This window comes from Paenibacillus sp. FSL H7-0331, from assembly GCF_001956045.1.
Window position 1 is genome coordinate 1 of sequence record NZ_MRTH01000013.1, and the last position, 22543, is coordinate 22543.

Sequence of the window (22543 nt, forward strand, 5' to 3'; positions counted from 1 at the left end):
CCGACAATTATAGATCGCCTATGCCTTCGCTTAGAAAGCGACCAAATTACTGAACAATTTTAGTTCAACTTATATAGTTCAATATAGGTGCCAACACTTGCTTTTATTTCTTTAATACCAAGTTCATTACTGATATAAGCACGATGATTTCCTCCATCATCAACAGCGTATCTCCCATCAGGAATCTTTAATAAGCTCAGGTCGGCAGGACAAATATCTTGCCATCCATTTTCCATAACACTCAAATGAAGACGTTTAAGTTTTCTTGGGCTAAGTTCTCGGGAAAGAGCGACTATTTCAGTTGGATAAACAACTTGAACACCTAAATCAACATATATGTACCTGGAGCTGTCTTGAAGTTTTTCTAGCACATCATCTAAATCAATCCATACCTTATCTGACATTGTTTCAACATCTCCTTATAAATATCCGTTTTACTCTATTTCATTTAGTTTTATCTCATCCCATAACAATACAGGCTTTTCAAATGCCGATGCCACCTTTTCATGTGCTCTGCGAATATCTTCAACACTATCCTGATTATAAGGGTTCTTATCCTTAATAAAACTATTAGGTTCGCCATTTTCATAATACACTTCACATACCTCGTAGACATCTTCATTAGCCATTTCATTGCCGACTTTGTATTTCACAAGTCGATAGTTCCAATGACTAAACATTATCTACTTTCCTTTCGCATTAAAATCTCAGTTTCATCTAATCTTTTCTTGGTAGCTTAATCAATTCATCATAAGTTTTAGGCTTAGGACATTCTTCTAATGGTCTTCCTTTCATTTTATCTACTTTATAACCTAACTCACATCGGTAATAAGGCAAACCCATTAAATTCGATGCTCGACAGCCTGTGCAAGTTCGTTTCAACGCATCCCACATCTCCTAATAAAACCTCAATTTCATTTATAACGCACAATGAGTTATACAGGAGTTCTTAGCATCAGAAATTCCTTATTAACTCCTTGTTTTCCGTAATTTACAAAGCCGAACTGCTGATAATATTCTACCAGTTGCTTAGTTTCAGAATAAAGAGAAAGAGGAAGTTCTATTTCTCTGGACAAAGTGATAAATTCATCTATAATTTTGGAGCCATGTCCTTTTTCAATAGAATGACCCTGCCCCGAATAGATAGACACATAGAAAACCTCTATAATAAAAGTGGAGGGATATACTATGGGGCAACGGAAGAAGTTTGATAAGGCATTTAAGGAACAGGTTGTATTGCGAATACTAGCCGGCGAAACGACATTTGCGGATGCGGCCAAGGAACTGAATGTTCATTACACCACAGTCCGAGACTGGGTGAAATTTTATAAACAAGACGGAGACAGTGCGTTTCCAGGCAGTGGTCACCTTAAGGCTGAAGATGATGAGGTACGTAAGCTTCGAAAGCAGTTAGCGGATCTCAAGGAAGAGAATGATATTCTAAAAAAGGCGGCAGCCTACTTCGCGAAAAATCAGAAATAATGAGGTTCAAATTTATCTTTGAACACCGCTTCGAGTTTCGGATTGCGAAGATGTGCCAGGCACTTAGCGTCTCAAGAAGCGGCTATTATGCTCATATCAAGCGACCGGAAAGCAAACGTAGCAAAGCGAACCAAGAGCTGCTTGATACGATAAAAGACATCCACACAAACAGTCGCAGAATCTATGGATCACCACAGATTACTAAGAATTTACCGTCAGAGCAGAAAGCCAGTCGCGGCCGTGTTGCGCGGTTAATGCGAGCTAACGGGATCCGATCAAAAGTGGTAAAGAAATACAAAGCAACAACAAATTCAAACCACAATCTGCCTGTTGCAGATAACATCGTGAACCAGGACTTTACAACGAGCAAACCCAATGAAAAGTGGTTGAGTGATATTACCTACATAGCAACTGCTGAAGGATGGCTTTATCTCGCTGGCGTGTTGGATTTACATGGCCGAAAACTCGTAGGTTGGGCGATGGATAGTCGTATGAAGACAGAGCTTGTCTGTGCTGCTCTGAAGCAGGCAATTGGCCGCACAGGTGCATCCAAAGGACTTATTGTACATTCTGATCGCGGCGTTCAATACGCCAGTAAAGGATACCAGAAACTCCTTGAGAAGAACGGGTTTATCTGCAGCATGAGTCGCAAAGGAAACTGTTATGATAATTCTCCAATGGAATCCTTTTGGGGAAAGTTGAAAATGGAATGGCTCAATGATTACACATTCAAGACGCGAGCTGAGGCTAAGAAAGCTGTGTTTGAATATATCGAGCTCTTTTACAACCGTCGGAGAACGCATTCCTCCAACGATTATGTCCCGCCATTCCTGGTCGGAGAAAGTTAGGCTAATTGGGTTCACTGAGGCTTTCTACGTGTCTACTTTTTCAGGGCAAGGTCAAGCTTTAATGGCGAGTGGTGCTTATAGTCAGATTAAAAAGCCTACAGAAGATGAAAGTAAAAAATGAATAATAGGAAGTGAAAAATAAAATGTATGAAATTATTTGGTCGGGAAATAAATACACAAACTCCTCTGGTAGAGATGGGTTTGTACCCTTTGTTATAGTCAACCACATTTCGGCTAGCACAATGAGCAGTATGGACTCATGGTTTACATCTTCAGGTAATGCAGTATCAAGTGCCCATTTTGGAGTTTCAAGAAAGGGTGAACTACACCAATACGTAGAAATCGAACGTTTTGCATGGGCAAATGGCACAAGTTTGAGTTATATGTCTAAATATCCTGCTCAAGTATGGATTGATCAGAAATATACGAATGCAAACTATTGGACAGTTTCAATTGAACATGAAGGAACTGATGGTGATTTATCTGAGGAGCAGTTTCAAGCTTCGGTGTGGCTACATCAGTATATTAGAGATTACATAGTGGATAAGTGGGGCCAAGAGTGTTATTTTCCATTAGATGATTATCATGTAATTGGTCATTTTCAGCTTCACAGTTGGAAAGAATTTTGCCCTGGTATCATGTTTCCATGGGCTAGATTATATGAAACATTTCAAAAGGAAACACAATTTGAGGAGGAAGATGAAATGAATAAAATTTTAGATTATGATCAATGGGCATGGGACGAATTGGATAAATATTTGGGTGATGCTTATAACGACCAAACCATAACAGATTGGAAATGGGTGCAAGCTGCTCGTGATAAGACACTAGTCTATAAAGATTTACTGTTGTTGAAAGTGCTCATAGACGAGAGAAGAAGAGATAAATAAGGCTCAACATCAAACTCTGTGGTTGACAAAGTTAAACACAAAGATTCTCCCTGTTGCATTCCAGTAAAATACGTTGTTTGTAGCACTGAGCGTTTCGGGTAAAATAGTGCCGACGTTATAAGGCTTTGATTTTATTGTTTTGTCCTTCAACAGCAGCGTTAGTCAAACGTAATTGATGGTAATTGTTACAGACAACGTAAATTGACCAGAGAAAGAAGGTGCAGTTTGTCAATATCCAAACGACAAGCGATGCCCCTGTCTTCGAGGATACGGATTTCTAGCCACTCCCCACAATAGATCGGATACGGACGCCCCTCCAGATGAACCATTCAGCCGTTTGCAACTCGGTTATAGGCCATCGGCAGCCAGGGCTCTGTGATGCCAGTTCCCCCTCGATGACGCGTTTCACCATATGATCATCTATAATTCGCTTCAGGTTGACCGCACCGTAGATGAGGCAGCTTGTACATATCTTGTTGATTAACCTGGCCGTTCACTGGAAAAGGTGTAGATCGCGTCCACCGCGCTGTCCGAGAAGACCGCCTGTTCACTTGCTGCGTAGCCAAGGTGTCTGTCGATATATTCCCCGGTCTGGGCGCGATCATAATGAAGCAGCCGGCACTGCACATCAATCCTTTGGCGAATGGCCGTATACGCCTGCATCCGGAGGCGATCCCACAACTCGCTTTGCCCGACCAGCATCAGCGCCATCGGGCTTTCCGAATCCATCCGAACATTTAGCAGAAACCGCATTTCCTCCAGCATCTCCCGATCCAGTAAAGGTGCCTCGTCCACAATTACGCAAGGTTTCAGATGGTGCAACTCACGCATCAGCTCAATCTCACGATGCAACTGCCCTGGCGTCACCGCGATAAAACTTCGCTTCACATGCCAGTTGCTCCAGCAAGCACTTGTAGAAGTGGCACGGCGTCAGCTTGGAATCTAAAGTGCTACAAGATGTCAAGACAGGATTTTTAATAATATAAGTTGTGAAAAAATGCACAATCTTTTGTCTGTGGCGGGATAAAGCACAGCTACTGGATGAATGTTATGAGCATCATCATGGGATGAGCTATTCCTTGAGTGAGATCGCAGAATTGCTGGGCGTGAAGAAAGGAACTGTGTAGGGCTATGTGCAGACAGCGAATAAAAAGGTCGTGCAGGCGAAGCAATGCGGAAGTACAGGCGATCAGCATGCTTGATGTCATGTAAAAGCAATCATCATCGGCTTGCACGAGAGTTTTAGTAAGCTGCCCCTTACGATTGCCACCTAATAATGAGAACAAAATACGAACAAGTGTTCTTATTTTGAATCGAAAGCATGATCATGCAGGATGCAGCAAGAGCCGAATCAGGAAAGGAGCAACCCAAGTTGACGAGTAAGAAAAAAAGTTGCCGACAGCAGTCGCGTTCACCCGCGTTCAACAACAGATGGCTCACAAGTCGGCTTTATCAAGTGGAAGGCAGGTGTGTCCATGATTGATCTGGAGCTGATTCAAACGGTAATTGCCGATGGCTTGAGTGCTCATCTTGGTATACCGGTTGTGCAGGTGGATGAAGTAAGGCAATCACAATATCCGTATATCACGTACAGCTATTCCGGACCCATCAAATATCCGGGTAGTACACCCGCCATGACGCTTGTTGCAGCTGGCACTGAAGAAGTGATGGAGCGGTACACGGAGCAGCCTACTTGTCGCATCAGCTTGAATTCCTGCTCGAACCAACAGCTGGAGAGCTGGACGAATGCGATTCGGATGCACGACTGGTTCCGTATCGTCGGTCACGATGTTTTAAAGCAGGGGGCCGATCTGGTCGTCGTGAACGCTGGAAAGCTTAAAAACCGCGATACGGTTATTGAAGGGGTATGGGAGCGTAGGAGTCAATTGTATGTGACCTTCCGCACCGCAAGTGTAGTGGATATGAATCAAGGAACCATTCAAACAGTAAATTGGAAATAGGGAGGAATTAACATGGTCAACTCAAAAAAAGACGTAACGGTTGTCATCGATATTCAAAAGCCCGTAGGGCGTTTAGGATTTGGTAAGGTACTTATTCTCGGAGCAAAAGCAGGTGGTTCCGAATATAAAGAATACACCGATTTGGTGGGTGTCAAAGCGGATTTTATCGAAACCACAGAGGAATATAAAGCGGCACAGGCGATTTTTGCCCAAGGTGATCAAGCACCTTCCGTGATTGCTATTACTTGCCGCAATTCGACAACAGGCGAGTCTGAGGAAACACTGGTTCAACGCTTGCAGGCTGTTCTGGATAAAGATTGGTATTTCCTGATCAGCACCTCTGCTGCCAAGGTGGATGTGCTGGCTGTTGCCGATGAGATTGAAGCCGATGGAACCCATCAGTTCTTCACTCGCTCGTCAAGCTTGACGGATTTGGCGGCAATCAAGGCCAAAAATTATACACGTACGACCGTTCTCTATCATACGACGATCACCAATTATCCGGAAGCGGCATGGGTTGGAGCGGCTGGCTCCGCACCTGTAGGCAGCATCACCTGGAAATTCAAGAAGTTGAACGGTATTCAGCCGTTGGAGCTGTCCAGCAGTGAGTTGTTGGCGATTCATAATCTGGGTGCGAACGCTTATATTTCCAAAGCCGGTGATGCGGTAACGACAGAAGGCCGGGTGGTCGATGCCGAATATATCGATATTATCCACGCCAGAGACTATGTAAAGTTTTCGATCGAATATGGAGTTCAAAAGCTGTTGAACAGCACACCAAAGGTTCCTTACACCACAGCGGGTATTGCCCAAATCGAGGGTGTAGTCAAAACCGTGCTTCAGCGTGCGCACAATCAGGGCATTATTGCCAGTGACGAGGATGGTTTGGGCCTGTATGGAACGACATTCAAATCCCGCGATGAAGTAGACCCTGCCGACCGTGCGGCTCGCAGCTACAATGATGGCTCTTTTTACTTCGAGCTTGCCGGTGCTGTTCATGATGCTACGATCCATGGAGTTATCCAATTTTAAGAAGCAATATCATTATGAGGAGGAATAAAAATGGCTACAACAACTTATGATCCGAAGTACGTATCAATTACCGTAGACGGTGTGTTTATGACTGGACTTGGCGAAAGCATGGTGGAAATCTCCAAGGATGAAAATAATTACGATACCAAGGTCGGTGCAATGGGTGATGCGGTGCGCACCAAGATTAATAACAGCTTGGGCACAATCAAAATCACGCTGCAGCAAACAAGTCCGCAGACTACATTTCTTGACAGCTTGGCCAATACCGGTAAATTGGTTCCAATCAGCATCATTTCGTACAACGAGCCGAAGCAAACGACCACGGTAACGCAGGCTTTTCTAAAAAAGCAGGCTGACCGCAAGTACGGCAAGGATGCCGAGGACCGTGAATACGAATTCCAGGCCATGGATCTTAATTTAGCTTAAGATTAGCCATTCGCATATCAATAACAATACGAGTAGGAGTGATGGATACATGAGCAACTTTAAACAAAAAAACTATACATCCCGCAGCGGTAAAGCCTATACATTCCAATTCCCGGGCGTGCGTGCAGCGGCACAAATCAGCGACCGTGTAAAAAATAAGTTCGGAGTTCCGCAGGAAGAGAAGCTTGCTGAGGAAATGATGAAGAATGTCATCGTTGAGCCGAAAATCTCTTGGGATTATTTTGGCAGCGATAAAAAGGAATTCAACGATGTGATTGCGGCCTCCTTCCGTTTCCTTGAAGGCGAAGACGAGGAAGCCTCGGATGACCATAACCAGGAGTGAAGCGCGTCAGCGGGCGGAACGCAACTGGGGCATGTGGCGCCTGCTGCTGAGTGATATGAATATCACTTATAGCGAGCTGAACCAGATGGACCAGGACGATCTGGCCGAAGCCAATGCGGCGCTCGATATGTACATCGAGATGATGGAGAAAAATATGGAGAAGTCGAAGAAGCGTTCCTGATGGACGCTTCTTTGTTCTTTTGAAGGGAAGGGTGGTGAGGGGAATATGGCGAATGTTGTTTCTATTGCAAATTCAAGTGGCGTAATTAGTCAAATTAATCAAATAGATAATCTTACACATATTAACTCACAGCTTAATCAATTTATCCAGATTACGAATGAAGTTAAGGAAAGCGTAGACAAGGCGGAGTCTGGCTTTTCAAAGTTCAAAAAATCAATGACTAGTCTTGGTGAAATTGCAGCTTCTGGAATATATTCAGCATTTAAAGAAATTGGCATTTCAAGCTGGAATGCAGCTATTGAATCGGAAAAATCTCTTAATATTATGAAAATAGGTACAGGTGCTACAGGAGATGAGTTAAAGAACTTAATGACAAGTTATCAAAAAATCGGAGCTCAAGTTCCAGATAAGATGAATACCGTAGCAACAGTAATGGCAGATATTCATAGAAGGACGAGTGCAACCGGAGATACTTTGGAGAATATGACAGAGAAAATCTTAAATCTTGGTTCTCTAACTGGGGTAAGCACCAGTACAATATCCGCGTCACTTACAAGTGCCATGCAGAGTTGGAATATAGGTGCCGATCAAGGTGGGGATATGTTCGATAAATTATATTATTTGTCCCAAAAGTCGGGTTTAGGTATCAATACGCTTGCAGATAAGATGGTTAAATTTGGTGGCCCGATGCGTCAGCTCGGTTATGACTTCGATACCAGTGCTGGATTGATAGGACAATGGTCAAGTAAAGGTTTGGACGCAGACATGGTTTTAGGATCCTTCTCTTCAGCTCTTAATAAAATGTCTTCCCAAAAAATACCGGATCCCGGAAATGCTTTGAAGTTAACGATAGAACAAATTAAAAAGGCTGAGACGAGTGCTGAAGCATCTAGTCTGGCGATGGCGGCTTTTGGCGAATCAAGTGGCCCAGCGATGGCAATGGCTATACGTGAAGGTCGATTGGAATTAGGAACCATTCTTCAGGATATGCAAAATTCTGAGAATATTATTAACAAGCTATCCGATAATACGGCAACCTTGAGTGATAAATTTGAAGTTTTAAAGAAAAAAATAACCAAATCGCTTGAACCATTAGGTGAAAAATTGATGGAGTGGGCTAATAAAGCCTTTCCACTTATTGAACAAGCAATGAACAATTTACCGATCAGTTTGGACAAAATGATGCCATCTATTAATCATTTCATCGATACTTTGGGCACTAAGATGACAGATGCCATAAATGGTGTTTTTAATGCAATAACTTTTTTGAAAAATCACTTTGAAATACTAGGTCCTGCAGTTGGTGTAGTGGCTGTGATATTTGGTACAGCTTTGTCTGTAGCACTTTGGAGTGTCGCTGCTGCTGGTTGGGCTGCTATTTCCCCTTTATTGCCATTTATCGCAGCTGTTGTGTTCATTGGAGCTGAAATAGCTCTATTAGGTTACATGTGGAAAACAAACATGTTTGGTATTCGAGATGTAGCAATGGTTGTGTTCAACTATGTAATGGGGGTATTTGCCGGTATTAGTGTTTATATTAATTCAATAATGCCTTATATTCTACAAATTGTAGCATTTGTTTGGCCCATTATTAGTGCAATATTTATTTCGGAACTAACAGTTATATGGGAAATAGTTAAAATCATTTTTTCGAATATATGGAATATGATTTCTTGGGCTTTTACGAATATATTCAATATATTTAGTATTGTGGTCAGTTATGGCTCAGGTATCTTTAAGACCCTATTGCAAATTGTTACTGGTGACTTCGCAGGAGCGTGGGAGACACTGAAAACCACTGTGCAAGGATTATTAGTCGGTATAAAAACTTTTTTTATTGATTTCTTTACTGGAATGTCCGAAATCGGTTATAACCTCATGCTTGGAATAAAGGATGGAATTTTGAACGCTGGACCCGCAGTTTTGGGTGCACTGACTACGATTGGAAGCAGTATGATATCTGTGTTTAAAAATCTTCTTGGTATCAAATCCCCTTCAAAAGTAATGATGGAGGTTGGCTTTTGGACAGCTGAAGGATTGGCAAACGGAATTGAAGATGGTGAGAGTAGTGTAATGAGCTCATCAGAAAAAGTGGCAAAAGCAGTTACGACTCCTTACGATACTGGGATGCTCAATGAGAATACCGGTTTTTTATCAACATTGTCATCTAATTCTGATTTAGGTTCTGTTTCACCATCTAACAAGGCTCCTGCCATGCCAGCAGCGTCCTTTTATAATAGCTCTGCTGTTGGTCCAACCAACATTGCAAGCACAGAAATCAATCCCATCATCAATATCACACTTAACGGCGATGGCAGCGGAACCAATGCCCAAGACATTGCCGAGCGGGTCAAGCTGGCGATTCAGGAAGTATTCGAAAGCGCTGCACGCAGGCAAGGAATTGCGGGGGTTCAATCATGGCAACTATAAATGGTATTCATATATTGGTCGAAACGGAAGATCCTTCTTATGAAATTGAGGTCACGGAGCAGCCGGTTGAAAGTGGACTTGACCTGATGGATCATGTGCGATCAAAAGCAAAAACGATGAACATCAGCGGAATCATTGTCAGTGAGAATCCTCAAGAAGCGGGTCAAATCCGGCAAAATATTTTGAATCTGATGGAAACCGGTACTCTTGTCGTATACGAGGGGCGCAATAGATTTTATGGAATTCTGACCAGCTTTCGCAGTACACACACTCACCAGATAGCCGATGGTATGTCCTTTTCCGCTAGTCTTAAGGAAGTGCGCATAGCCAGAACAGCTGAAATCGGCAGCCAATCTTTTCCTGTCAGCACGGAAACGGCTCCGGTTACTGTATCAGGGGTACAACAACCGGTTGAAACGACGAATGAGTAGCGTTAGGAGGTTATACTATTGGCATTAATCATTAATATCGATAAACAAAAAATACCATACCGTTTTGAGATTTCACTTGCCGGTACGCTTTATGAGATGGAATTTCATTACAACCCCGGTTTCGATTTTTTTACTGTCGATCTTTATAAAAATAAAGAGCCTTTGGTTTATGGCGAAAAGCTGCTGTACGGATTGCCTTTATTTCACGATATAGAGGATGCCAGATTCCCGAAGGTAGGGCTAATTCCGCTTGATGCATCGGGGCAATCTGTGGAAGTCAACGCTCATACGTTGGGAACTACTGTATTTCTGCGTGTGGTCGAGTGGGAGGCTGCATATGGTTAATTTCGGTCGTGTTGTCGAAATACGGGTGGGGTCTAAGGTCTTGTCCAGCGAGGAATTTACGATAGAATTTACCGTCCCATTCGATAATGATCTGCTGCCCAATGAAAGTGAGATTAAAATCTACAATCTTACAGATACAACCATAAATCTTTTCAAGCTACAAGAAGAGCTTATCATTAACGCCGGTTATATAGGAAATACAGGAACCATTCTGAAAGGTAACATTTCCAAATGTTCAACGCAGTACAGCGGTGTAGATAAAATTACCACGATCCATGTACTGGATGCTGAGAAAATGTCTGATCGTAAGGTAAACGATCTTGCTTTTGCTGAAAAAACAAAGGCAAGCACGATTCTCAAACAAATGACAAAAGAACTCGGTATTAAAGTTGCCCAGATGTATTTAAATGAAGATATGAATTACGAGGATGGTTACACAGCCACCGGGGAAATTACCGATATTATCAAAAAAATAGCCGCAGACTGCGGAACAAGTGCTTATATCAACAAGGGTGAGTTATATATTCGTAACTTGCGTCTCGGAAATGATACCGTCGTTTATTTGTCGGCAGACAGCGGTATGATCGGTCAGCCTGAAGAATTTGACGATGGTGAGGACAAGCTCAAAGGCATGAGAATCAAATCCCAGTTGCAGCATCTCATCACAACCGCTTCTGTCGTTGAGCTGACTGCCAAGCGTTCTATTAAAAAGCTGCATATCCGCAAGGGCTCGCACAAATGCAGCAGTTCGGATTTTGTAACGGAGATGGAGGGGATTTATCCATGAGTGTCGTAGATGCGGGAAGTGCTGCGAATGCTTTTATTTCCGGAATGTTGGACAAGGCCTTAAATGATCTGTATGTAAGTTTTCCTTGTAAAGTGATCTCCTTTGATCGGGTCAACTGCAAGGCGGTTGTGCAGCCTTTGGTTCGTGCAGGTGATATGCAGCCAGCGGTAATCCAAAATGTACCTATGCTTGGTCAGAAAAGTACAGTGAGGGAGCATGAGCTGACGATCATTGATAATGGAGTTGAACGGACGGTAACTGTGAAGGAGCACGATTTGATCGGTATACCGAATGTGATGGCGGGTGACATCGTTCTGGTCGTTTGTGCCGATGTGGAAATCAAAAATACGCTGTCAGGTCAGATTGCTTCGCCGGACAGCAAGCGCAGGCATAGTAAAAATGATGCTGTTATTGTGGGGGTGCTGCCATGGAGTCTTTTAAACTAATCAATGGAGACCTGGTTATGGAGCTGGGGGAGCTTGTGGTTGTTAATGGACAGGAAGAGATTGCCCAGTGTGTAAAAAATGTGCTTGGTACGAACAAAGCCGAATGGTTTTTGAATCCGAATATGGGGATCAAGTTCAAAGCCTTTCTGGAGAAAAACTTAAATGAAGAGGAAATGCGCGAGCAAATCCGGCAGGGCTTATTTCAGGAGCCTCGTATTAAGACGGTCGATAAAATCGCTTTTGATTATGATACCAAAAACCGGACGATAGATGTGCGGTTTAGCGCAACAGCTGTTGATGGTCAAAAAGTAGAGGGCGAGGTGATTCAGGATGTTGGATAGTCAGGGCTTTAAACGAAAACGGTATGCCGATCTGATCGTCGAAATGGAAGCAAAAGCACGGGAAGCCTATGGGGAAACCGTCAATACCTCGGAGAGATCACCTTTGGGCATTTTGCTGCGCATCTTTGCCTGGTTTCTGAGTAAGCCTTGGGAGAAGGCGGAGGATGTGTATTTTTCCGCATATATTAATACGGCACAGGGTGTCCAGCAGGATCGTCTTGGACCTCATGTCGGGATCACAAGAATTGCCGAGCAGTATGCTTCGGGCACCGTGAATTTTGTCGGGACAGCAGGGTATACGATTCCCGCCGGATTTTCCGTCCGTACTCAAACCGGGATATATTTCACAACAGTAAACAGTGTGACTCTCGATGGGACAGGCTTGGGAACTGGAGCTATTCGTGCTTCCGTCGCTGGAGCTCGCGGTAATGTGGCAGCGGGAACGATTATTGAAATTGTGAATCCAAATCCGAATGTGACCTCAGTAACGAATGCTGTAGCTGCTGCTGGCGGCAGGGAAAAAGAGACCGATCCCGAATTCCGCGAACGGTTCACACTTTCTGTATCTGGAGGCGGGGCAGGTACACTGGATTCGATTAGAGGTGCATTGCTGCGTGTTCCCGGTGTTCGTGCTGCGACGATCATTGAAAACACTTCGCTGCTCATAGATGCGGAAGGGCGACCAGGTAAAAGCTTTGAGGCTTATGTGCTGGGAGGCGATGCGGATGCGATTGCACAAAGTATTTTGGATACGAAGGCTGTTGGCATTGAGTCCTACGGTGGCGTGTCACGGACTGTGACCGATTTGTCTGGAGCCCCTCATACGATCAAATTCAGCTATGCCGTGGAGGTTGCCATTCATGTACGTGCGAACATCAGGACCAATGCGCAATTTCCTGCAGATGGAAAAGCACAAATACGTTCGGCTGTCATTCGGTACATTGGCGGAGAGGACAGCGATGGATCGTTATACAGCGGCTTGGCTATGGGAAATGACGTCATTTATACGAAGCTGATTAGCGCGATCTACAAAGTTGAGGGTGTTGAGGACGTGAGTCTGCAAATGGCAGCAGCTGGTGGCTATACATCGGACAATATTGCGATTTCCAGCAATCAGGTAGCTCAGGTGATTCACAGTGATATTGAGGTGGTCAGTCATGCTTAGTGTCCGCGATATGCTGAGTCTATTAACGGATAATTACAACAAAAGCCCGCAGAGCAACATCGGCAAGCTGCTGTCGATCATAAATGATCAGCTGAATGACTTATTGCAAACCTTGGATACGATGGAACAATGGCGGGATATTGATCTGGCTGAGGGCACAACGCTGGATGGTATAGGCCAAAATGTTGCACAACCGCGAGGAGCGGCATCGGATCAGGTATACCGGATCTTGATCAAAACCAAAATCGCCCGGAATTTATCGCGGGGAGACATCAATACGGTAATCCGCGTCATAGCTTTGGCTGTCAAAGCTGAATATTCGGAGATTGAAATTCAGGAGAAATATACCGAGTCCTTGGAGCCTGAGCCTGCTGCGATCTCACTGCTGCGACTTCCATTAAGTCGGATTAGTGATTCGGAAATCGATTTGAGGCAATTTGCACGTATTATTCAGAGAACTGTTGCTGCTGGTGTAAGAGTGGATGCGGTTGAGCTGCAGGGGACCTTTTCATTAGCCAGTGGTGAAGAGCTTGAGTTGGATACCGCTGTCGGTTTTGCCGATATCGATCAGACTACAGGGGGTACGTTAGGCGCAGTATTTACCCCTTCTGTAGAAACGGAATTACCTATATAAACAAGGAGCGTGGATAGCATGGCTTTTAATAAAGAACTACCTGAATGGAAAGCAGCCGGTATCGAGCCGCCTCTGACAAAACGCAACGAAGGCTGGAAACCCGGTGAGAAGCCGCCTGCTGATTGGCTGAACTGGACGCAGAACAGGACATATGAGGCTTTAAAGGAGCTGCAGGAGAAGGCTGCTGAGATCACCTCCATACAATCGCTGTCTGTGAAATCTGATGTTCGTGTTGGAACTACGGAGAATATCACTTTGTCTGGAACCCAAACGATTAATGGTGTTGCCGTTATTGCCGAAGATCGCATTTTGGTCAAAAATCAAAGTACAGGCAGCCAAAATGGTATCTATGTCGTAAAAGCTGGAGCTTGGGCACGCGCAGCAGATACCGATACGTCAGCAAAGCTTGCCAATGGTATTGAGGTATTTGTTCGTGAGGGTACGGTGGGCCGACAAACTCTATGGAGAATGACCAATACCGGTACAGTAATATTGGGTTCTACAGCGTTAACCTTTCAGCAGACAGAGGCATCTCTGGTTTCCCCTGCTTTTATGGGCGTGCCTACTGCACCTACGGCTACGGTAGCTTCTAATAATACACAAATAGCTACGACTGCTTACGTGGATTCTGTTGTTTCCACAAGTCCCACAGCCACACCGCTAAACCTTGGTTATGGCCACCAGATAGTGACTGTGCCTCGTAATACACCTTATAACCTGCTGAATATCACGGGTCGTACGTTGATTAACTTGTTGGGTAGGAATGGGGGGTGTGAGGATACAAGTGGATTTACCACTTTCCAAGCGACTATGGCAAAAGTTGCACCACTGACTAACGGGGTGGGTGCAATAGAAGTTACTTCTACAACAGCAAGTTTTGCGAGTGTAAGCTCGACCGCTACCTATGCCTTCAAACAAGGTAAATATTATGTCAGCATAGCAGCTATAAAAGGCACATCTGGAATCATGGGTGGGATAGATTTTCCCGGTGTAGCGACTTACGAGGTTCCTATGAATGGGCAGATCCAACTTATAGGCAGACGGATTAATCATACTATAAGTGATACAAACGTTACCTTTGCAGTATTTGCCAGAGCCACAGCGGTAGGGCTGAAAATAGCGGGCGATGATGTACGTCTATACGAGATTACCCAAGCGGAATATAATGCTCTTCCTCCTGCCACCTTTTCATTAGATTCAAGCAATAAATGGATTGCGGACAAATATGCTTATGTCGATGATATGAAAACGATCAGGAATCCGTATTTGATTAAGAGTGGGGAAAACTTGCTGCCGCCTATAGCTGAGGTTAACCAAACTTCCCTGGGAGCATTGGTTCCGATTGCTGTCAATGCGCCTTATTCGGTTTCTTTGACAACTACAGCGACGAACCAATTTCTTGCGAATGGGCGAGTCAATTTATTACCGAACACACAGTACACTTTATCTCTGGAATCTCCTTTGGGTGCTGGATTCAAAGGCTTTATCAATCAAACTAAAGTTGATGGTACTGCGTCGGCAGGCGGTCAGTTAATCCTAGAGTTGTCAACAAGCAAAACAGCCACATTCGTAACAAGTAGCGACATTTCGTATGCACTCGTTTTTTACGGAAATTCCACGGGCACTGGCACTTTTACCGTGACTAATCCGATGCTCAACCTTGGAACAACAGCCCTGCCTTTCAAGCCCAATGCTGACGATTATCTATTCTTCCCTAACGTGCAGCTTGCTTCTAACATGGATAACACGATTTACGATACGCTGTATAAGCGTGACGGAAAGTATTGGAAGCTATCAAGATTCAAGACGATGGACTTGGATGGGAGTTTGCCGTGGTCGAACCCTAATAATGCTACTGGATATAAAAGAGTGGCCGCAAACATAGGTACTAGTGTTATTGCTAGTTCACAAAAAGTAACTAAATACGATGGGAAAGTTCTTGGTGCTATCGGTGCAATTGATGGAGCAGTACTGAATGCAGATGGTAACTTGTATTTGGACGTTGCCATGACGGATAGTGGATGGGGCGATTCTTACAATCCGACAAATGTAGAGGTACAGGCGTATTTTTATGGGTGGAAAATGTCGTCAACTAACACATCGTCACCAGCCCCATACATGGGATCAGGGAACAAGTATTGGTATTCGATCGGATCGGTTCCTTTAGATTCACAATGGTATACTTCTGCAAACGTTACACCAATAACGCAAATTTTGAAACCCTACAAACTCCAATACCAACTAGCTAACCCGACAGTAGAGGAAATTGCTGTAGAAGGCGATATCACGCTGCACGAAGGACTGAATCAAGTTGATGTTGGCAATGGGATGATTGTTAGAGAGCGATTGAATCCGCAAAGTGACGGAGCCAGCCCACCGAATTACACGTTTGCTAATATGCAAGTAACTGGCAATGTTCCAGCGGCTTTACTGAAATACCGCAATAATGGAATACTTGCGATTTATAAAAATGGTTTGTTGGACAAGGAATGGCACATTGATACAGCCGTACCGCAGGGTAAAAACCGTGCTTGGATCGAGGCAACTAATTATGATCAATCTGCTGCCTACACAGTCACATATATCGCAGAGCAATACAGCCTTACAAGCAACGTCCAATCCATTCAAGGAGAATACCCAAGCAACCTAAAAACGGTAGTCGATACGCTGGCAACGAATCAAGCGGATGTGGTTACGAGGGTGGGAGTGCTGGAGAATACGCAGGCACAGAAGGCGCAGTCACAGTGGATTGAGCCTACATTATTGAATGGTTGGGTAAATTTCGATAGGACACAATGGGAAGCTGTGTCCTATCGTCTTACAGATACAAACGTATTAGAATTTAAAGGTGGATTAGGTTCGGGTTCTAATACTGCTATATTCGTTTTGCCACCCAAATATCGACCAACTAAAGAAAGAACGATTATTGTTAGTTCACATAATGGCATATCAGATATGATGGGACGAATCGATATCTATTCTAATGGTGAAGTTAAATATATAGCAGGTGGATATACATTTGCATCGTTAGAAAGTATTCGCATACCACTTTAAAGGAGGCCTACCATGAAAGAAGCAATCATAATCAACCTTGAAGGATATATGACGGACGTAATATTAGTGGACGACAACGAAACAGGTGTATTTCCTTTATACAAGTTACCTGAATCTAACGTAGAAGGTGAGGCTGATAAGCCTTCAGAATCTGTCGCACCTATAGTAGTAGGATACAGAGTCTCGATTAGGCCTCCAGAAGGACTCTACAAACCTCAATTTAATCTCGACACAGAGACATGGGGAGAAGGACGTGCAGCTTCAGATATATTGGAGGACATTCGTCAATCTAAAATATCTGTATTAAATAATGCCTGCAATGCCGCTATATTGTCCGGGTTTACTTCAAATGCACTTAGGGACGAACACACCTACGATTTTGACTACGAAGCACAGACCAATTTGGGTGGAATGCTGAATGCTATCATGGCTGAAATCGTTACAGAGGAAATCTACTGGAAAGCATCAGGGCTGCCCGTCCCGCATACGATAAATCAATTTAAACAAGTATATGCCGATGGACTAACGCACAAAAACAGTCTAATAACCAAGTACTGGACATTAAAGTCACAAGTATTGTCTGCCAACAGCGTTGAGGACATAGAATCGGTGTTTTGGTCTAAGTAATCTTTTTGAATATATTCATACAACAGCCCTGCACCCAAGCGGGGCTATTTTTTTCACAAGAAAGTTGGTGGAGGAGGAGGAGAATAAATGGAAGAAGCTCAAAAGATTCAGGATCAGCTAACCAACGTGAGAATTGATTTGCGGGAGCTTTCTACGAAAATGGATACCCTCAAGGATATGTCCAAAAAGCTGGAAGAAGTCGAGACGATTGCCAAGAAAGCGATGGAGTCAACGAAGTCGGCGCATCGGCGGCTGGATAAGATCGATAAGCTGACCAGCTGGCTGGCGACTACCGTTATTGGAGCGATCATCCTGGCTATTATCGGTTTTATTATTAAGGGAGGCCTCAATACGACCCCGTGATAGCTGTATATCATAGAGTCGGGAGGAAAGGAGTGACAGGATGGAAAATCAATTTTTTACATGGGAGGCTTTGTCTGCTATGGGCGGGGCTTCTTTGTTGACTTTTTTTATTGTGCAGTATACGAAAAACCAGGTGGATCGCTGGCTGAGGATGCCTACCGATATTTACGCAGTGATGGTTGCTTACGCAATATTGCTCGCTTCACAGCTCGCTATTGGCGCGAACGGCAGCGATTGGCGGCTGTATATCCTTAATTTTGCTAACTCTTTTCTGGTGGCAGCGGCGGCTGGGCATTTGCAAAATAAATCCATTCACCCACCAGAGCTTAGCGAATCCAAAGAGAAGGGGGAGCGCAGCGTATGAACCCACAGGATTTTATTGACAAGCTCGCACCTTGGGCTGTTGAGGAAATGAAGCGTACGGGGATTTTGGCCAGCATTACGATAGCCCAAGGTGCACTGGAAAGTGGTTGGGGCGCAGCGGCACCCGGTAACAATCTGTTTGGCATTAAAGGTTCCGGGCAGCTGCAGGAAACACAGGAGTTCATTAACGGTCATTGGCTGAATGTGACGGATGGTTTCCGTGTATATGACGATTGGATCGGTAGTGTATGGGATCATTCGCAGTTTTTAATCGAAAATGGACGTTATGCGAGATCCGGTTTTTTTGACCGATGTGCTGATAAAGATTACGAGGGTGCTGCCCAAGCACTGCAAACGGCTGGTTACGCAACAGATCCCAGCTATGCAGCAAAGCTGATTGCGATTATTAACAAATGGGGTCTGAATAACTGGGATCTCTCATGTGATACAGAAAGCGAGGTTGAACCCTATATGCTAGTTCCGAATGATGCCAATAAAATCATCGCTTTTTTGAAAGCAGCCTATGAGGCTGTGGATGATCCTGGGTCCCGGCAGGAATGCCACCGTTTGGCCAACGAGCTTCGCAAGGCGTCAGGACAGCCCGAGGAATAGGCCCATTCAGAGTAGGGTTACACAGGAAAAGGTGCGAACAAGCAGGTGCACTGTATAACGAACCAAGCATACAGAGGGCTAATCTCATTGATTGGGATAGGGCCCTTTTTTGTTGTGAAGAGGGTATGTTGCCCGTATACTAATAGTAAGGTTTCATAGCGATGGAGTTCATTCATAGTCCCATAGTCTGAACGAAAAGAGGAGCAGGATGAATAAACAATTGTTGAACATGAATGGAATTGTTACTGTACTCAACACGCCATTTACCGAGGAGGACACCATCGATGTTCAGTCACTTCGCACCAATGTAAATGTGGCCTTGGATTCCGGTGTTGCCGGGTTTCTTATCCCTGCTATGGCAAGTGAGGTAGGCAAGCTAAGCGACCTCGAAAGAAAACTGCTGGTTGAAACGGTAGTGGGAGAAGTGAAAGGAAAAGTACCCGTCATTGGAGGTGCTTCGGCACAGACGAGTGAGCAGCGAATTGGTTATGCCAGGCAATTAATTCAACTGGGCTGTGAGGGCGTGCTGGTAAGCATCCCTTATGACAACGATCTACAGTATGAACAGAGTGTCAGGGAAATTGCCGATTTACAACCGAATTTTTTGATGCTCCAGGATTGGGACTTTCAAGGCTATGGTCTGCCTGTACCTTTAATAACTAAACTGTTTAAAGAAATTGACGTTTTTCGAAGCTTGAAAATAGAAGTCGTTCCAGCCGGAGTTAAATATTCGCAGGTGATCGAGGCGACAGGTGGGCAATTGCATGTAGCAGGGGGCTGGGCTGTCAGCCAGCTTATCGAAGGTCTAGATCGTGGTGTACACGCTTTCATGCCTACAGGTATGCACGAAATCTACGTGAAGATCTATTCCTTATACCATCAGGGCGAGAGGGATGCGGCCAAGAACTTATTTAATCGGCTGCTGCCGGTATTATCCTTTGCTAATCAGCACCTGGATATTTCGATTCATTTTTTTAAGCATCTGCTATTTGAACAACATATATATAAGACAAGGCGGGTTCGCCAGCCGATATTGCCATTTGATGCTTACCATGAAGCCATATCCCAAGAACTGACCGATTATGTGATCAAGCTTACAGAGGATTTAACTAATTAACCATCGGTTTATAATATGGTATCCCGGCAATCGCATACATAGCGTAACAGATCCGTGAACCTATCGGAGAATCTTCCCTAGGTTCTCTTTAATTTCTTTTTATTGTAATTAGAGCTGGAGACAGCCTATAATGAGTGTATGAAATCGATTACATTAGAGAGAAAAGGGGGGATGTCTATGTACCGAGTCAAGCTGCCCAATACCCAAAATAAGCTTTTTCTAAAGATTCTGCTATATTTCCTTTCCCTATTAATTCCAATCGTAATTATCGGATTGATCGTATTTTTTAATGTGGATCAACTGATTAAAAAGGAAGTTTCAGAGAAGCTTGTTGTCAATCTGAAGTCATCTTCCAAAACGATCGATGTTTATTTAGGCATGGCCCAATCGACCAACAATAATTTACTTATCAGTGATGTCGTGAGTCAAACGATCAAACCGTATTCGGTTCTTACCGATCAGGAAAAAGCGAGCTTACCTTTTATTGTGCGAGCGATAGCGGCGAACCAGAATATGGTGAGTTCATTCATAGATAACATATTTTTGTATATAGACGATGAAAAAGTGTATACAAGTGAAGGCGCGATCAATTTCGAGACATTTTTTGATAAATCGTATCATCTGGACGCTTACAATAAAGAGTACTGGAGACAAAGAATTCAGCAGAGCGGTTTTTTTGAGCTGCTGCCGCCAAGTATGGTTTCCCGTTATGCGGAAAGCTCGAATAAGATGGTCATTCCAAGCGTCACTACGCAATATCTCAATGGTAAGCTGGCTGCTATGGTCACGATGATATCGGTACAGTCGATTATGACAACCTTGAATAACAACTCATTATTCCCCTCGACGGCCTATGTCATTATAGACAAAAATAATCATACACTATTAAACGGTGGCGCGTGGAATGAGAGCACGATTCAGCAGATCAGGAACCTCTTTGAGCAGGGACCCGTCCAGACGGTATATGCCAAGGTCGACCAAACCCAGTCCATGATTGTGCGGATCTCATCAGACACGTACGGATGGGACTACTATTCTATCACGCCAACACATTCCTTTAACAATGAATCGTCCAGCATTCTTAGCCTGATTTGGTGGATCTGTATCAGCCTGGTCGTGATCGGGATCTTATTTTCATTCCGCTTTAGCGTCAACATTTATAATCCAATCAAAAATATAAGAGATATTTTGCTGCAAAGTGAAAAAGGTAGCCAAATCGGCAGCGGACGAGATGAATTTCAGGTGATCGGAAGTCGTATTCACCAGTTGGTGCAGCAAAATTATGATACAAATCAGAAGCTGAGCATGTATTCGAACGAGCTGCTGGACCAATTTTTCTCCAGTTTGATTAAGGGTAACCCTTGGACGCAAAAAAAACCGATGAAGCAAATGATCGAGGAGATCGGGTTTCAGAGCGGGACCTACTTATGCTGCTGCTTCCTCTTTCAATACAAGGAGCGATTTTATCACGATATCGTAGAAGCAGACCGGCTCATGATTATCGAGAAAATGAAAAAGGTTCTACAGGGTATCATGCAGCAGTATGTGAATAGCTACTTGATGGAGCACGATCAGAATTTGTACGTCTGTGTCGTTAACCTCAAGCACGATAATGAACGTACTTCGCTCAACCGGGCATTGGAAACGATCAAGCAAACCTTTGAATACGATATGATCTACTGCGAGCTCATTATTGGTCTCGGTAAGCCATACAGTAAGGTTAATGATGTTAAAAAATCGTATAGTGATGCCGTTACGGCTATGCAGAGTTCAAGAAATTCGGAAATGTCGATTATGGATGCCACCGATTTGGCGATTGAGCAAAACTACTATTATTCATTTTTGGATGAAAATAAAGTGGTGAACGCTCTGAAATCAGGCGATCTGGAACTGCTTATTACCGAAGTGGAGGGGCTCATCCGCATCAATCAGGAACGTGGTGTCTCCTACACCTATCTGGGTGCTTTGTTGACTGAGTTATTCAATACAGGCAATCGTTATTTAACGGAAAGACAGGTGAGCACATATTCGCTACTGACTGAGGAGGATTATACGGCGCTGACCGACAAAAATATGTCCCCCTACGAGCTGGCAGATCGAACACGGCGATTGTTCATATTTTATGAGCAAATTATTACCGAAACGGTCGTGAAGCCGGAGCGCAAAGCGGTAACCGTCATCTCGCTGATCACGAGCCATATCGAAAACAATTACGCCAAAGATTTATATCTGGAAAGTATTGCTGATGAAATAGGTCTCTCGTCCAAATATATTTCCCGCATTTTCAAAGAAATCACAGGTACAAGTATTACGGATTATATCAGCTTGATTCGGATGTCCAAAGCGAAAGAAATGTTACTGAATACAGATCTGAAAATCGGCGATATCGCCCAGCAGATTGGAATCGAGAGCCGCACCACCTTTTTGCGCATTTTCAAAAAACACGAAGGCATATCCCCCATGGATTACCGGAATGCCCATTATCGCAAGGATGCCTGAACAGAGGCCACGCTCCAGGCTTAAAGCGACTTTTTAGTTCATAGGGGAAAAATGAATCATCGAACCTGAGGAGGAATAACGGCTTACGTTATTCCCTTTTGGTTATATTCAAAGGTAGTCTGCAGCCCTTATGCTGAAAGTGTCAACAAGCGAGTACAGGATGTTC

At 43.9% G+C, this 22543-nt stretch carries 27 protein-coding genes and 1 pseudogene; 23 read left to right on the forward strand and 5 right to left on the reverse strand.

Going from position 1 to position 22543, the window contains the following annotated elements; translation table 11 throughout:
* Positions 1–59: 59 nt before the first annotated feature.
* The 3 genes from BK127_RS19740 to BK127_RS19750 form a co-directional block, all read right to left on the reverse strand.
* The gene (locus BK127_RS19740; protein WP_076233238.1) at positions 60–404 is read right to left on the reverse strand and encodes a hypothetical protein; all 345 of its coding nucleotides are present in this window, start codon (positions 402–404) and stop codon (positions 60–62) included.
* A 30-nt stretch (positions 405–434) separates the two neighbouring features.
* Positions 435–653: a hypothetical protein gene (locus BK127_RS19745; RefSeq protein WP_179097541.1), complete on the reverse strand. Its 219-nt coding sequence runs from the start codon at positions 651–653 to the stop codon at positions 435–437.
* 282 nt (positions 654–935) lie between these two features.
* Positions 936–1151, reverse strand: coding sequence for a hypothetical protein (locus BK127_RS19750; RefSeq protein WP_076233240.1), 216 nt, complete (start codon positions 1149–1151; stop codon positions 936–938).
* Between the two features lie 37 nt (positions 1152–1188).
* Between BK127_RS19750 and BK127_RS19760 the strand changes: the two genes are divergently transcribed.
* Positions 1189–2330 (forward strand): IS3 family transposase gene (locus tag BK127_RS19760; protein WP_256711379.1). Its coding sequence is split into 2 segments (ribosomal slippage): positions 1189–1453 and positions 1453–2330, totalling 1143 coding nucleotides; the frame shifts between segments, so codons are not numbered across the junction.
* 131 nt (positions 2331–2461) lie between these two features.
* Positions 2462–3220, forward strand: a complete 759-nt coding sequence (locus BK127_RS19765; RefSeq protein ID WP_179097542.1) for an N-acetylmuramoyl-L-alanine amidase — start codon at positions 2462–2464, stop codon at positions 3218–3220.
* Positions 3221–3251: 31 nt separating this feature from the next.
* On the opposite strand, the pseudogene BK127_RS46080 reads toward BK127_RS19765, so the two are convergent.
* Both BK127_RS46080 and BK127_RS44850 read right to left on the reverse strand, forming a co-directional pair.
* A pseudogene (locus BK127_RS46080) lies at positions 3252–3404 on the reverse strand (transposase); the annotation flags it as partial.
* 296 nt (positions 3405–3700) lie between these two features.
* On the reverse strand, positions 3701–4108 hold the full coding sequence (locus BK127_RS44850; protein ID WP_256711380.1) for an AAA family ATPase: 408 nt from the start codon (positions 4106–4108) through the stop codon (positions 3701–3703).
* 101 nt (positions 4109–4209) lie between these two features.
* On the opposite strand from BK127_RS44850, the gene BK127_RS43785 reads away from it, so the two are divergent.
* From BK127_RS43785 to BK127_RS19865, 21 genes are all read left to right on the forward strand, one after another.
* Positions 4210–4347, forward strand: coding sequence for a hypothetical protein (locus BK127_RS43785; protein WP_179097539.1), 138 nt, complete (start codon positions 4210–4212; stop codon positions 4345–4347).
* A gap of 348 nt (positions 4348–4695) precedes the next feature.
* On the forward strand, positions 4696–5181 hold the full coding sequence (locus BK127_RS19775) for a phage neck terminator protein (protein WP_076233243.1): 486 nt from the start codon (positions 4696–4698) through the stop codon (positions 5179–5181).
* A gap of 12 nt (positions 5182–5193) precedes the next feature.
* A complete protein-coding gene (locus tag BK127_RS19780) occupies positions 5194–6213 on the forward strand; it encodes a DUF3383 family protein (RefSeq protein WP_076233244.1) in 1020 nt (339 codons plus the stop codon).
* A 30-nt stretch (positions 6214–6243) separates the two neighbouring features.
* Positions 6244–6639 carry a phage structural protein gene (locus BK127_RS19785; protein ID WP_076233245.1) on the forward strand — a complete coding sequence of 132 codons (396 nt, stop codon included), beginning with the start codon at positions 6244–6246 and terminating at the stop codon, positions 6637–6639.
* A 49-nt stretch (positions 6640–6688) separates the two neighbouring features.
* Positions 6689–6982: a hypothetical protein gene (locus BK127_RS19790; protein ID WP_076233246.1), complete on the forward strand. Its 294-nt coding sequence runs from the start codon at positions 6689–6691 to the stop codon at positions 6980–6982.
* A 31-nt stretch (positions 6983–7013) separates the two neighbouring features.
* The gene (locus BK127_RS19795) at positions 7014–7163 is read left to right on the forward strand and encodes a hypothetical protein (RefSeq protein ID WP_179097540.1); all 150 of its coding nucleotides are present in this window, start codon (positions 7014–7016) and stop codon (positions 7161–7163) included.
* A gap of 45 nt (positions 7164–7208) precedes the next feature.
* Positions 7209–9593 carry a phage tail tape measure protein gene (locus BK127_RS19800; RefSeq protein ID WP_076233248.1) on the forward strand — a complete coding sequence of 795 codons (2385 nt, stop codon included), beginning with the start codon at positions 7209–7211 and terminating at the stop codon, positions 9591–9593.
* Positions 9581–10024 (forward strand): phage baseplate protein, encoded by a 444-nt coding sequence (locus BK127_RS19805; RefSeq protein ID WP_076233249.1) that lies wholly within the window; start codon positions 9581–9583, stop codon positions 10022–10024. The genes BK127_RS19800 and BK127_RS19805 overlap by 13 nt, the downstream gene beginning before the upstream one ends.
* 18 nt (positions 10025–10042) lie before the next feature.
* Positions 10043–10369: a phage baseplate plug family protein gene (locus BK127_RS19810; protein ID WP_083689421.1), complete on the forward strand. Its 327-nt coding sequence runs from the start codon at positions 10043–10045 to the stop codon at positions 10367–10369.
* The gene (locus tag BK127_RS19815; protein ID WP_076233250.1) at positions 10362–11156 is read left to right on the forward strand and encodes a phage protein; all 795 of its coding nucleotides are present in this window, start codon (positions 10362–10364) and stop codon (positions 11154–11156) included. The genes BK127_RS19810 and BK127_RS19815 overlap by 8 nt, the downstream gene beginning before the upstream one ends.
* A complete protein-coding gene (locus tag BK127_RS43010; RefSeq protein ID WP_144026507.1) occupies positions 11153–11602 on the forward strand; it encodes a Gp138 family membrane-puncturing spike protein in 450 nt (149 codons plus the stop codon). The genes BK127_RS19815 and BK127_RS43010 overlap by 4 nt, the downstream gene beginning before the upstream one ends.
* Positions 11584–11943: a contractile injection system sheath initiator gene (locus BK127_RS19820; RefSeq protein WP_076233251.1), complete on the forward strand. Its 360-nt coding sequence runs from the start codon at positions 11584–11586 to the stop codon at positions 11941–11943. The genes BK127_RS43010 and BK127_RS19820 overlap by 19 nt, the downstream gene beginning before the upstream one ends.
* Positions 11933–13108, forward strand: coding sequence for a baseplate J/gp47 family protein (locus tag BK127_RS19825; RefSeq protein WP_076233252.1), 1176 nt, complete (start codon positions 11933–11935; stop codon positions 13106–13108). Before BK127_RS19820 ends, BK127_RS19825 begins: the two co-directional genes overlap by 11 nt.
* Positions 13101–13742, forward strand: coding sequence for a hypothetical protein (locus tag BK127_RS19830; protein ID WP_076233253.1), 642 nt, complete (start codon positions 13101–13103; stop codon positions 13740–13742). The genes BK127_RS19825 and BK127_RS19830 overlap by 8 nt, the downstream gene beginning before the upstream one ends.
* Before the next feature lie 18 nt (positions 13743–13760).
* Entirely contained in the window at positions 13761–16796 is a 3036-nt protein-coding gene (locus tag BK127_RS19835) for a hypothetical protein (RefSeq protein WP_076233254.1), read from the forward strand.
* A gap of 12 nt (positions 16797–16808) precedes the next feature.
* Entirely contained in the window at positions 16809–17423 is a 615-nt protein-coding gene (locus tag BK127_RS19840) for a DUF4376 domain-containing protein (protein WP_076233255.1), read from the forward strand.
* A gap of 87 nt (positions 17424–17510) precedes the next feature.
* A complete protein-coding gene (locus tag BK127_RS19845; RefSeq protein ID WP_076233256.1) occupies positions 17511–17786 on the forward strand; it encodes a hemolysin XhlA family protein in 276 nt (91 codons plus the stop codon).
* A 40-nt stretch (positions 17787–17826) separates the two neighbouring features.
* Positions 17827–18150: a hypothetical protein gene (locus BK127_RS19850; RefSeq protein ID WP_076233257.1), complete on the forward strand. Its 324-nt coding sequence runs from the start codon at positions 17827–17829 to the stop codon at positions 18148–18150.
* Positions 18147–18761, forward strand: a complete 615-nt coding sequence (locus tag BK127_RS19855) for a glycoside hydrolase family 73 protein (protein WP_076233258.1) — start codon at positions 18147–18149, stop codon at positions 18759–18761. Before BK127_RS19850 ends, BK127_RS19855 begins: the two co-directional genes overlap by 4 nt.
* Before the next feature lie 208 nt (positions 18762–18969).
* Positions 18970–19878 carry a dihydrodipicolinate synthase family protein gene (locus BK127_RS19860; RefSeq protein ID WP_218639017.1) on the forward strand — a complete coding sequence of 303 codons (909 nt, stop codon included), beginning with the start codon at positions 18970–18972 and terminating at the stop codon, positions 19876–19878.
* Between the two features lie 177 nt (positions 19879–20055).
* A complete protein-coding gene (locus BK127_RS19865; RefSeq protein WP_076233259.1) occupies positions 20056–22377 on the forward strand; it encodes a helix-turn-helix domain-containing protein in 2322 nt (773 codons plus the stop codon).
* The last annotated feature ends 166 nt before the right edge of the window (positions 22378–22543 follow it).